The organism is Ciceribacter sichuanensis (assembly GCF_024055605.1).
Taxonomy (GTDB): domain Bacteria; phylum Pseudomonadota; class Alphaproteobacteria; order Rhizobiales; family Rhizobiaceae; genus Allorhizobium; species Allorhizobium sichuanense.
On record NZ_JAMXLX010000001.1, the window covers coordinates 709,808 to 721,674 of the forward strand.

Annotated in this window: 12 protein-coding genes; 5 read left to right on the plus strand and 7 right to left on the minus strand. The window is 61.0% G+C overall.

All coding sequences use genetic code 11. From position 1 onward, the window contains the following. Positions 1 to 55: 55 nt before the first annotated feature. On the plus strand, positions 56 to 457 hold the full coding sequence (locus NBH21_RS03440; protein WP_250912539.1) for a rhodanese-like domain-containing protein: 402 nt from the start codon (positions 56 to 58) through the stop codon (positions 455 to 457). Between the two features lie 108 nt (positions 458 to 565). On the opposite strand, the gene NBH21_RS03445 is transcribed toward NBH21_RS03440, so the two are convergent. Continuing rightward, positions 566 to 2,062, minus strand: coding sequence for a replicative DNA helicase (locus NBH21_RS03445; RefSeq protein ID WP_163904522.1), 1,497 nt, complete (start codon positions 2,060 to 2,062; stop codon positions 566 to 568). 336 nt (positions 2,063 to 2,398) lie between these two features. On the opposite strand from NBH21_RS03445, the gene NBH21_RS03450 reads away from it, so the two are divergent. The 3 genes from NBH21_RS03450 to NBH21_RS03460 all read left to right on the plus strand — a co-directional run bounded on the left by NBH21_RS03450 (position 2,399) and on the right by NBH21_RS03460 (position 5,673). Further along, positions 2,399 to 2,872: a MarR family winged helix-turn-helix transcriptional regulator gene (locus NBH21_RS03450; protein WP_250912540.1), complete on the plus strand. Its 474-nt coding sequence runs from the start codon at positions 2,399 to 2,401 to the stop codon at positions 2,870 to 2,872. 151 nt (positions 2,873 to 3,023) lie between these two features. Further along, a complete protein-coding gene (locus NBH21_RS03455; protein ID WP_280924865.1) occupies positions 3,024 to 4,598 on the plus strand; it encodes an MFS transporter in 1,575 nt (524 codons plus the stop codon). A gap of 7 nt (positions 4,599 to 4,605) precedes the next feature. Next, positions 4,606 to 5,673: an HlyD family secretion protein gene (locus tag NBH21_RS03460; RefSeq protein WP_250912542.1), complete on the plus strand. Its 1,068-nt coding sequence runs from the start codon at positions 4,606 to 4,608 to the stop codon at positions 5,671 to 5,673. An 82-nt stretch (positions 5,674 to 5,755) separates the two neighbouring features. Here the strand turns inward: NBH21_RS03460 and rplI are convergent, their stop codons facing one another. The 6 genes from rplI to NBH21_RS03490 all read right to left on the minus strand — a co-directional run bounded on the left by rplI (position 5,756) and on the right by NBH21_RS03490 (position 10,690). Further along, entirely contained in the window at positions 5,756 to 6,331 is a 576-nt protein-coding gene (gene rplI / locus NBH21_RS03465) for a 50S ribosomal protein L9 (RefSeq protein ID WP_250912543.1), read from the minus strand. Between the two features lie 24 nt (positions 6,332 to 6,355). Next, on the minus strand, positions 6,356 to 7,330 hold the full coding sequence (locus tag NBH21_RS03470; RefSeq protein ID WP_250912544.1) for a DUF2232 domain-containing protein: 975 nt from the start codon (positions 7,328 to 7,330) through the stop codon (positions 6,356 to 6,358). Between the two features lie 200 nt (positions 7,331 to 7,530). Further along, positions 7,531 to 7,779, minus strand: a complete 249-nt coding sequence (rpsR, locus tag NBH21_RS03475; protein WP_099057306.1) for a 30S ribosomal protein S18 — start codon at positions 7,777 to 7,779, stop codon at positions 7,531 to 7,533. 12 nt (positions 7,780 to 7,791) lie between these two features. After that, entirely contained in the window at positions 7,792 to 8,217 is a 426-nt protein-coding gene (gene rpsF, locus NBH21_RS03480; protein ID WP_099057307.1) for a 30S ribosomal protein S6, read from the minus strand. Between the two features lie 291 nt (positions 8,218 to 8,508). Next, entirely contained in the window at positions 8,509 to 9,405 is an 897-nt protein-coding gene (locus NBH21_RS03485; RefSeq protein ID WP_250912545.1) for an RTX toxin, read from the minus strand. A 241-nt stretch (positions 9,406 to 9,646) separates the two neighbouring features. Continuing rightward, complete coding sequence (locus tag NBH21_RS03490) at positions 9,647 to 10,690, minus strand: aldo/keto reductase (protein WP_250912546.1); 1,044 nt, start codon at positions 10,688 to 10,690, stop codon at positions 9,647 to 9,649. A gap of 216 nt (positions 10,691 to 10,906) precedes the next feature. Here NBH21_RS03490 and fabD point away from each other — a divergent pair, with 216 nt between their 5' ends. Next, a complete protein-coding gene (gene fabD / locus NBH21_RS03495; RefSeq protein WP_250912547.1) occupies positions 10,907 to 11,851 on the plus strand; it encodes an ACP S-malonyltransferase in 945 nt (314 codons plus the stop codon). Positions 11,852 to 11,867: the final 16 nt, after the last annotated feature.

Sequence of the window (11,867 nt, forward strand, 5' to 3'; positions counted from 1 at the left end):
TTTGCAACGGATGGCTTTCGTTCGATGTTTGCCGCATCGAAAGGAGACCACACCGATGACCACCGCCGTAACCGCCGTAAAGCCCGCGCCAAGCGACATCGCCCGCGAACACTTTGCCGCCGAATTTTCCTTTGAGACCGATTGCTGGGACGTCCATGACAGCATGGCGAAAGGAGCGGATTTCGTGCTGCTCGACGTTCGCGGCCCGGCACTTTATGCGAAGGGGCATGTTCCCGGTGCGATCAGCCTGCCGCATGGCAAGATCACCGCCCATCGCATGTCGCAATGGCCTGACGATACGATCTTCGTGACCTATTGCGCTGGCCCCCACTGCAACGGCGCCGCCCGTGGCGCATTGCGGCTGGCCGAACTCGGTCGCCCCGTAAAGATCATGGTAGGCGGAGTAACAGGCTGGCTCGACGAGGGCTTCGAATTGGAAAGAGCTGTGGCGGCGTGATGCTGTTCCGGTCTCAAAACAGAAAGAGGCGCCTGTGGGCGCCTCTCTATGGACTGTCGATCTGCCCGGGAAAGGCGGCGGCAGAAGAGGTTGCCGCTCAGCCCCGCCTCAGGGCTCTTCGTACTGGGTGAAGCTCGGCTCCGCGAGGTCGGCAAAGCGGGTGAACTCGGCCTGGAAGGCGAGCTTCACGGTGCCTGTCGGTCCGTGGCGCTGCTTGGCGATGATGACGTCCGCCGTGCCTTTGACCTTTTCCATGTTGGCTTCCCACTCGGCATATTTCGGGTCGGCGGGATCGCGTGGCTCCATGTTCTTCACATAGTACTCTTCGCGGAACACGAAGAGCACCACGTCGGCGTCCTGTTCGATCGAGCCGGATTCACGAAGGTCGGAGAGTTGCGGGCGCTTGTCGTCGCGGCTTTCCACCTGACGGGAGAGCTGTGAGAGCGCGATGATCGGAACGTTCAGTTCCTTGCCCAGCGCCTTCAGGCCCGTGGTGATGGCGGTGATTTCCTGAACGCGGTTCTCTCCGGACTTGCCGGTGCCGGTCATCAGCTGAACGTAGTCGACCACCAGGCAATCGAGACCGCGTTGGCGCTTCAGGCGGCGCGCGCGCGCTGCAAGCTGCGCAATCGAGATACCGCCGGTCTGGTCGATGAAGAGCGGCACCTTCTGCATGGTCTGCGAGAAGCCGACCAGCTTTTCGAATTCGTGCTCGGTGATATCGCCTCGGCGGATCTTGGAGGAGGAGACTTCCGTCTGCTCCGACATGATACGGGTGGCGAGCTGTTCGGAGGACATTTCGAGCGAGTAGAAGCCGACGACGCCGCCGTTCTTGGCCTTGAAGTTGCCGTCGGGCATGACTTCGGGCTCATAGGCGGCTGCGATGTTCCAGGCGATGTTGGTTGCGAGCGAGGTCTTACCCATGCCCGGACGTCCGGCGAGGATGATCAAGTCGGAGCGCTGCAGACCACCCATCTTGCCGTCGAGCGACATGATGCCGGTGGAGATGCCCGAGAGGTTTCCGTCGCGTTCGAAGGCGGCACCCGCCATGTCGACGGCGAGAGCCACGGCGTCGTTGAACGACTGGAAGCCGCCGTCGTAGCGGCCGTTCTCGGCGAGCGCGAAGAGCCGCCGTTCCGTATCCTCGATCTGTGCCTGCGGCGGCATGTCCAGCGGCGCGTCATAGGCGATGTTGACGACGTCCTCGCCGATGGTGATCAGCGAGCGGCGAAGCGCAAGGTCGTAGATCGCGCGGCCGTAATCCTCGGCGTTGATGATGGTGACGGCTTCGGACGCGAGGCGGGCGAGATACTGCGCCACGGTCAGGTCGCCGACCTTTTCATCCGATGGCAGGAAGGTCTTGATGGTGACGGGGTTGGCCGTCTTGCCCATGCGAATGATCTCCGAGGCGACCTCGAAGATCTTGCGGTGCAAGGGCTCGTAAAGATGCTCGGCTTTCAGAAAGTCCGAAACGCGATAATAGGCGTCGTTGTTGACGAGGATGGCGCCGAGCAGCGCCTGCTCGGCCTCGATGTTGTTGGGAGCTTCCCGATAGAGCGGCTCGGCCGGCTTGATGGGAGCAATCTTGCGCGCAGTGTCGTTCATTGCGGGCTACCGTCTTTTCTCTTCGAAACGTCGATCAACAAAAAAACCGGTTTGTCGAGTGCTCGCCCAAGAGTCAACGACATCACGGCAACACGCGGGCGCAAAGCGCCGAACGGGCGCTGTCGGGGCGGTTGTCCCTCTTATCCACAGGCGACAGGAAATCGGCTCGCGAACGATGGATTCCGCTTGCGTCGCCCGGGACGCGAATCAGCACGACATGGTGGCAAATATAGCGCGCAAAGAGATCTGCCATGCAGAAATTTCACGGCTCCACTCTTGAGAAATGTCAAGTTTAAAGTTATGTAGTATGACAATAGTTAGGGTGCTAATTATAATATGACCGATCAATTAAACCGCTCCGGGATCCAGCGCCTGCTGATCCATGAAATGGCAGCCTTCAGTCGCAAGCTGAGGGTACAGTTCGATATTGCCGTCCGGCAAAAGGGGCTGACCCTTCCGCGGGCGAGGGTGCTGTTTGCGCTTTCTGTCCGTCAGGGCATGACCCAGAGCGAGCTTGCCGCCGAACTCGATATCGAAACGCCGACCCTTGTGCGCCTTCTCGATTCCATGGCGGAAAGCGGCCTTGTCGAGCGTCGCGCGATGGAAGGGGATCGCCGGGTCAAGCAGATCTACATGACGTCGGACGGTGAGCGGTTGGCCGACGAAATGAACCTCTTTGCCGACGAGTTCCGTTCCGAGCTGACCGTCGGCCTGAATGACGACGAACTCAAGGTGGCCCAAACCGTGGTGCACCACCTCTTCGCCCGGCTGCTGGCCATGGGCGCCGGCGCAGGAGGCGAAAGTGAGTAGCGTCGCAAGCCTTTCCGACGAGCCGGTGTCTGCTTCGGTTCCGCGCACGAGCACCACCGACGCGCCGCAGGCGGCAGATGCAGCCAGCACGAGCGCGCCTGCCACTGCGCAGCCTCCAGCCGAAGCGCCGGCACCCACGCCATTTTTCGTCATGTCGCAGACGCGGGCCTTGGCTTACTTTCTGTCCTCGACGCTGCTCGCCCTGCTGCAGGGCCTGAACATGAACTTCGCGTCGGTGAACCTCTACCAGTTGCAGGGTTCGCTTCATGTCACCGTCAACGAGGCCATATGGCTGACGGCGGCCTACATGGCGCCTTACGCCAGCATGTCGCTGGCGCTGGTTCGCATCCGCAATCACTTCGGCCTGCGTCGCTTCGCCGAGATCAGCATCGCCGTCTTCGTGTTGGCCTCTTTGCTGAACCTCGCGGTCAATGACCTGAACTCGGGCATCGTCGTACGCTTCATCAGCGGCATGGCGGCTGCACCTCTGTCCTCGCTCGCATTCTTTTATATGCTGGAGCCGTTTCCGAGGGAGAGGAAGTTTGCCTATGGCCTGCCGCTTGCGCTGGCCAACACCTCAATCTCCGCACCGCTGGCGCAGCTCGTCTCTCCCCATCTCATCAACTTCGGCGGCTGGCAGGGGCTCTACACCTTCGAACTCGCCATGGCACTTATGGCCTTTCCGATCATCTACCTGCTGCCACTGACACCGCTTCCCCATGGCAAGGTCATCGAGAAGCTCGATTTCCTGAGCTATCCGCTGCTGGGAATTGGATTCGGCTGTATTGCGGTAACGCTCGCCGTCGGCCGTCTCTACTGGTGGTTCGAGGCGCCGTGGATCGGCATGCTGCTGGCGGTCGCCTGCGCTTCGCTGACGGCACATGTGCTGATCGAGCTCCAGCGCGAAAAACCGCTGGTCGATGTGCGCTGGCTGTTGACCCGCGACAACATCCATCTTGGTCTTGTGCTGCTGGTCTTCCGTGTCATTGCTTCCGAACAGAGCAGCGTTGCAGTCAACTTCTTCACCAATCTCGGCCTGACCAACGATCTGATGCCGCGCCTCTATGTCATCATGATCCTGTCGGGGCTTGCAGGCGCCTGGAGCTGCTGTTTCTTCCTGCGGAAGAACTGGATCGCCGGCTCGCACATCTTCGCGCTCGTGCTGATGGCCCTGGGCGCCTTCATGGATTCCCATGCGACGAGCCTGACACGACCGGAACAGATGTATCTGAGCCAGGCCATGGTCGCTGCCGGTGCGGCGATGTTCCTGCCGACGGCCATGGCCAAGGGTTTCGGCACGGCTCTGGTCAAGGGGCCGCAATATGTTCTGACCTTCCTGGTGATCTTCCTGTTCACGCAGTCGATCGGCGGCCTCATCGGCTCCGCGGTGTTCGGCACCTTCATGCAGATCCGCCAGCGCGTTCACCTGCAGGCGCTTCTCGAAAACTTCGTGCTCATCGACCCCATGGTCGCGGCGCGGGTGCAGACCTATGCGACAGCCTACGGCAAGGTGGTCACCGACAAGCTTGCCGCCAATTCCCAGGGGATTTCCGCGGTCTACCAGACGATAAGCCGTGAATCCTACGTGCTCGCATACAACGATACCTTCTTCCTGATCTCGATGGTTGCCGTCGCGGCACTCGTCGCGTTGATCGCCCATCTCTCCTTTAATCTCGCCAAGAAACGCATCACGGACGCCGTCCGCCGGCCAGCCGTTGCCCAATGAGCCTGTCATGACAAATATCCTGCGTTCCCCCTTTGCAGTCGCTGCTCTCCTCGTCGGTGCGTCCGGCGTCGCCCTCTCGCTTTACTCGTGGCATCTTCCGCCCTTCAGGACCTCGGTCGAAACCACCGACAACGCCTATGTCCGCGGTTACGTGACGGTGCTTGCACCACAGCTCAGCGGCGATGTCGCCGAGGTTGCCGTGCAGGACTTCCAGGAGGTGAAGACGGGTGACCTGCTGGTCAGGATCGACGATCGGATCTACACGCAGAAACTCGAACAGGCGAAGGCAAGCCTTGCCATGCAGAAGGCGACGCTCGCCAACTCGTATCAGGACGAGATGTCGGCCCGCGCCTCGGTTGGTTCGGCGGAGGCGGAGCTTAAGAGCACGCAGGCGGCGCTTGCTAACGCCGAGGCCAATTGGGACCGCAGCCAGAGGCTTGTCGGCAAGGGCGTGGTGGCCGAAAGCTCAAGGGATAGCGATCGCTACGCGCTGGCGCAGGCCAAGGCCGGTGTCGCCAAGGCCGAGGCCGCAATCGAGGTCGCACGCCAGAAGGTCGCGACCATTCTCGGCACGCGCGACTCGCTTGAGGCCTCCGTGGCGAACGCCGAAGCGACTGTGAAGCTTGCCGAGATCGATCTCGCCAACACCCGCATCGTTGCACCTCGCGACGGCAGGGTCGGTGAGGTCGGTGTCCGCCTCGGGCAGTATGTGACTGCCGGAACCCAGTTGACGACATTGGTGCCGAACGATGTCTGGGTCGTCGCCAATTTCAAGGAAACCCAGATCAATGGCCTGAAGCCCGGCCAGCCCGTGGTTTTTGCCGTCGATGCACTCGGCGGTACCGTTCTGCATGGGCATATCGAGCGCTTCTCGCCGGCAACCGGTTCAGAGTTCAGCGTCATCAAGACCGACAATGCGACGGGCAACTTCACGAAGATTGCCCAGCGCGTCGCAACCCGCATCAAGGTCGATCCGGGCCAGGAAGAAAGGGCGCATCTGTCGCCGGGCATGTCGGTGGTGGTCCGGGTCGACAAGTCGGTCTCTCCTGATGGCGCCATGACCGGCAGCCTCTGAGCCTTTCCTTCCCAGCCGCTCAAAAGAAAACGCCCGGTCCGTGAGGACCGGGCGTTTCGCAATGCCCCGAAGGGCGGATTGCTTATTCTTCGTCGCCGTCGCGATCTGCATCCGGATCGAAGAAGTCTTCCGGACGAAGAGCGTCTTCGTCAACGCCGTAGATGGCGTCAGCGGAGGTGAGGCTTTCGCCCTTGATCTGACGCTCGGCTTCTTCGGCAGAACGGGCAACGTTGATTTCAACGGCGATTTCGACTTCGGCATGCAGGTGCATGGTCACCTTATGCAGGCCGATGGTCTTGATCGGGTGGTTGAGCTCGACCTGGTTACGGCCGATGTTGAAGCCTTCGGCAGCCAGTGCCTCGATGATGTCACGGGCAGCAACCGAACCGTAGAGCTGGCCGGTTTCGCCAGCAGCGCGAACCATGACGAAGGTCTTGCCGTCGAGAACTTCGGCAACCTTCTGGGCTTCCGACTTGCGCTCGAGGTTACGGGCTTCGAGCGTTGCGCGCTCGGCTTCGAAACGGACCTTGTTGGCTGCGTTGGCGCGAAGTGCCTTGCCGAGCGGCAGCAGGTAGTTACGTGCAAAGCCGTCGCGGACCTTTACGGTCTCGCCCATCTGGCCGAGCTTGGCGATGCGTTCGAGAAGAATGACTTGCATTGCATTGTTCCTTTCAGTTTGAGTTCACGAATTTGGGTTGTCCGAGCCGGTGCCGGGGACAGTCGGCGTAAGAGCCACGGTCCGCCGCGTGTCGGCGAGACCGAGAATGAACACGATGAAAGCCGGGAAAAGCATCATCATCGAGAGATAGACGAGGATCAGCGCCGGTACGCGCCAGTCCTTGCCACGGGTACGCAGGTGCAGCGAGGCGAATCCGCTGATCAGGAATCCCGCGCCGAAGGTGCCACAGAGCGTCGCGCCGATCAGGGCAGGGGTTCCGCCGGCAAAGCAGCCGAGGATGCCGGCGAGGAAGACAAACAGCGCGTTGCGGTTCATCCTGAGAGCCGAGGGAATGTCTTCCCGCGGACGCAACGCTCGGCCGGAAGCGGAAACGATCCGAGTGGCGATGTAATAGGCGGCAAACAGCATCATCACCCACGTGCCGCCCTGAACGATCGGAATGCCCAAAAGCGTGACGCTTTTCAAACGCGCCACTTCTTCGGCGGTTGTCGCAATCGCCGGGTTCTGCTCGTTCATGGTGGACACAACCAGATCGACGATCTGGTCGGTCAGTTCCGGGCCGTAGCCGATCATGATGCCGACAAGGATGACGGCGAGCGTCACAAGCGCACACAGGTGCAGCAGGATGTCGGATAGCGGGTACCAGGCCGTGAGGTGCGCCGGGCCGCCGATTTCCGATGCCGGGCGGGCGAGGTTGGAAAGATGGGCAAGCCAGCCCGCCGGCAGCAGCATGAAAGCTGCCATGATGAGGGCGAATATCGGTGAGACCGCAATGGCGCCGATCAAGGACGCGACGGCGATGGCGACGATTGCCGTACGATTTCCCCAGCCGAGGCCGACGATCAGGATGGGCATGGCCGATGCGGCATAGAGAACGGAAGACAGGAACGGCTGCGCGTTCGCGCCCAGCACCAGCAGGGCGGCGGTCATGCCGGCAATGATGCCGGTCAGCAGCAATTGTCCATTCACCTGTTTCACGTTCGCTGTCCTGCTACATCAAGCAGTTAGGGGAAAATCCGGAATCAGATCCTGAGTTCCGTGCCCCAACATGGGATTTCACCTGAAGACGCTCAGACTTCGCTTGAAGTTCGGCTCTTCCGGTATGAGTTCCGATCCGCGCCCAACGCGGAAGGGAGAAACTGCCCTCCGGTCCAGGACCGGAGGGCAGAAAATCGTAATTAGGCTACGACGTACGGCAGCAGGCCGAGGAAGCGGGCGCGCTTGATCGCCTGGGCGAGTTCGCGCTGCTTCTTCTGGGAAACAGCCGTGATGCGGGACGGAACGATCTTGCCGCGCTCGGAGATGTAGCGCTGCAGGAGACGAACGTCCTTGTAGTCGATCTTCGGAGCGTTTGCGCCGGAGAAGGGGCACGTCTTGCGACGGCGGTGGAACGGGCGGCGTGCCGGGGAGGAAGAAGCGTCAGCCATTGTCATATCTCCTTATGCACGGTCTTCGCGCGGACGGCGCGGGCCACGGTCGCCGAAGCCACCTTCGCGGCGCGGGCCACGATCGTCGCCTTCGCGGCGCGGACGGTCGTCACGGTCGCGCTTCTGCATCATTGCAGACGGGCCTTCTTCGTGGGCTTCGACAGCGATGGTCATGTAACGAAGAACGTCTTCGTTGATGCGCATCTGACGCTCCATCTCGTGGATAGCCGGTGCCGGAGCATCGATGTCCATGAGGGCGTAGTGAGCCTTGCGGTTCTTCTTGATGCGGTACGTCAGGGACTTGAGGCCCCAGTTTTCGATGCGCCCGACCTTGCCGCCGTTAGCTTCGATGACACCCTTGTACTGTTCTACGAGGGCGTCAACCTGCTGAGCGGACATATCCTGCCGGGCAAGGAATACATGTTCGTAAAGAGCCATGATAAGCTTGCCTTTCTTGCGGTTGTCATCACCCGGGATCCGGCGCTAAGCCTCAACGACTGCTCCTGATTGGGTATCCCCAAGGCAAGAAAAGCGTTTGATCGAGACGGTCGAGAGCGGAGACACGGGAGGCCGGAACCCTTCTGGTTCCTGCGGCGATCTTGCGAAAGCCTGCCCTCCGTTCAGCCACCAGCCATGAGACCGGGTGTTGTGAACAGCGCGCTTATACGCATTTTTGCCGGGAAGGCAAGGCCATCAGCGCATTTTGATGGCGACGATGTCGGGTTTGGTTCAGCCGACGTTCAATACGTAGTTGCCACTGTCGAGTGTCCAGCTGAAGTTCGAGGCGTCGCCATCGGTCAGCGTCAGGCTGATCTGGTCGTCCGAGCCGGCAACTTTCGCGGTCAGCGTATTGCCGCTGACGGAGATTGCGACGTCCTTGTCCGTCAGGCCGGAAAACCGGATCGACAATGCACCGTTGCTGGTGACGGTATCGGAGCCGTCGCCCTTGGCAAAGCCGTATTCGGCAACCGCATTACGGCCGGTCTGGGTGAACGTCACCGTATCGTCGCCGGTGCCGCCAGAAGCGTAGATGCGGTTGCCCTCGAGCGTCATGGTGTCGTTGCCGGCCCCGCCGTTCACGCCGCGAATGGTGTCGGCGGCCACCTTTATAATGTCGTCGCCACTGCCGCCATCGACGTCGAGCACCAGCTTGCTGGAGATGTTGATCGTGTCGTCGCCGTCGTCGCCATGGATGCCGTTGGCGACATCAGTGGAAATGTTGAAGGTGTCGTTTCCGGCGCCGCCGGAAATGTTCGCAACCCGGTCCGATCTCGCGGTGATCGTATCGTCGCCTGCGCCCATGTCGATTCCGTAGACGCTGCGGGTGTCCATCGTTAGCGTGTCCGCATCCGAGGTCCCGGTTGCGCCGGTGATATGGCCGAAGCTTTCGCTGACCGTGGTGCTGGTTTCAGCCCCGCCGGTATCCTTGCCGAGCGAGACGATCTCGATAATCCGCGCCATGGCGCGTTCGGCCACTTCGTTACGGACATAGCCGGCGTCGCTGTCGTTCTGCCAATCGCGTGAAGACGAGTTCTTGCCAGGCGTCAGTGGCGTGTTCGCGGTGAACAACTGCGTGACATACTGGCTGACATTCGAATTACGATAGAAGGCGTTGATGGCGCTCACGTCCGGACCCTGTCGATTGCATGGCCGTCTTCGCTGACCGCGAAGTAAGGCATGTCGTGTTCGCCATCATGTCGAACGATGCTTTAAGCTAAACCTAATCGCAAGTATCAGGCCCGGCCAGTCGATCCGCGGGAGGCGGTAAGCGAAAGGTAAATACTCGAATATCATTGCAACGGAAGCGGCCCGTTTGGACCGCTTCCGTGTGGCGTTTCTTTGCTCTGTTCAGGTCGCAGCGACAGTTTCAGATCGGCGCAGGATACTGGCGATGCACCTTGGCAATTTCCTTGAGGATCTCGTCGGAGAGCGTGAGGTCTGCTGCGCCGACATCGGTCTTCAACTGTTCCATGCTCGTCGCGCCGAAGATGACCGAGGTCATGAACGGGCGTGTGAGGCAGAAGGCGAGCGCCATCAGGGCCGGATCGATGCCGTGTTTCCGGGCGATGTCGACATAAGCGCGCACAGCCGGTTCCTGCAACGGCTGCAGCCGCCCGCCGAGGTCGCCATTGATCGCGCCGCGGGATCCGGCCGGCTTCTGGCCCCCGAGATATTTGCCGGTGAGAAGCCCTGCGGCGAGCGGCGAATAGGCGAGCAAGCCGACACCTTCATGGCAGGAGAGTTCGGCCAGATCGAGATCGAAGTGACGGTAGAGGAGATTGTACTCGTTTTGAATGGTGGCGACGCGGGGCAGGTCGCGCTCCTCGGCAAGCGTCAGGTATTTCTGCGTGCCCCAGGTGCTCTCGTTGGAAAGCCCGATGGCGCGGATCTTGCCGGCCTTGACGCAGTCATTCAGCGCTTCGAGCTTTTCGACCATGTCGGCAACAGTGTTCTCGCGATCCTGTTTGAAGGCGTCGAAGGTCCATGCCTGACGGAAATGGAAGTGCCCGCGATTGGGCCAGTGGATCTGGTAAAGGTCGATGTAATCGGTCTTGAGGCGCTTGAGGCTGGCGTCGACGGCTTCATGAATGGTGACGCCGTTGATCGGTCGCCCCTCACGGATCCACGGGCGGCCCGATCCGGCGATCTTGGTGGCGAGGATCAAATCCTTGCGCTTGCCGCTCTTTTCGATCCAGTTGCCGATATAGCTTTCGGTCAATGTATAAGTGGCGGCAGACGGTGGCGTGGTCGGATAAAGCTCTGCCGTGTCGAAGAAATTGATGCCCTGGTCGAATGCGTAGTCCATCTGCGCGAAGGCTTCTGCCTCGGTGTTCTGCGAACCCCAGGTCATCGTGCCCAGGCAGATTTCGGAAACGAAAATGCCGGTGCGGCCTAGTTGATTGTACTTCATGAAAATGATCTCGGACGATAGGAGGCGGGAGGAGGGGTGAGGATTGCCCTGGGCAAATCTAGGGCCGTTTTGCTGCAGTGCAAGCCCAAAGCGGGTGCTAACGAAGTCTGTGACGTATGCGGCGTTCGGGGCCCACGCACTTGACTCATGCGGCAAGAACGTCAATTGGAAAAGAAAAACGAAGGGTAAACACCCGATCCGAAGAAGGATAATCCAATGACTTTGGCATTTACGTTTCCGGGCCAGGGCAGCCAGGCCGTCGGCATGGGCAAGGATCTTGCCGATACGTATACGGAGGCGAAGGCCGTATTCGATGAGGTCGATGAGGCGCTCGGCGAGAAACTGTCCGCGACCATGTTCGACGGACCGGAGGACAAGCTGACGCTGACGGCCAACGCGCAGCCGGCGCTGATGGCTGTGTCCATGGCGGTCATTCGTGTTCTGGAAGCGCGGGGCCTCGACCTCAAGTCAAAGGTCTCCTACGTTGCCGGTCACTCGCTCGGCGAATATTCCGCTCTCTGCGCTGCCGGCACCTTCTCGCTGGCCGACACTGCCCGGCTTCTCCGTATTCGCGGCAATGCCATGCAGGCTGCGGTTCCGGTCGGCGAAGGCGCCATGGCCGCGATCATCGGCCTTGAGCACGGCGATGTCGAAGCCGTCTGCAAGGACGCATCCGCTCTCGGCTCCTGCCAGATCGCCAACGACAATGGCGGCGGCCAACTCGTCATTTCCGGCGCCAAGGCTGCCGTTGAAAAGGCGGCGGCACTTGCCAGCGAAAAGGGCGCCAAGCGCGCCATCATGCTGCCGGTTTCAGCACCCTTCCATTCGGCTCTCATGGCGCCCGCCGCAGACGCCATGCGCGAGGCGCTTGCCGGCGTTGAAAAGAAGAATCCCGTCGTGCCGCTGATCGCCAACGTGCGCGCCGCTCCCGTAACCGATGCCAATGAGATCGCCGCCCTGCTCGTCGAGCAGGTCACCGGCCAGGTCCGCTGGCGCGAGACGGTCGAGTGGTTCGGCCGGAACGGTGTCACGACGCTTTATGAACTGGGTTCGGGCAAGGTCCTGACGGGACTTGCCCGCCGCATCGACAAGAATGTCACGGGCGTAGCCGTCAATACGCCGGCCGATATCGATGCCGCGCTTGCGGCTCTTATCGGCTGACATCCGGAACCATCAG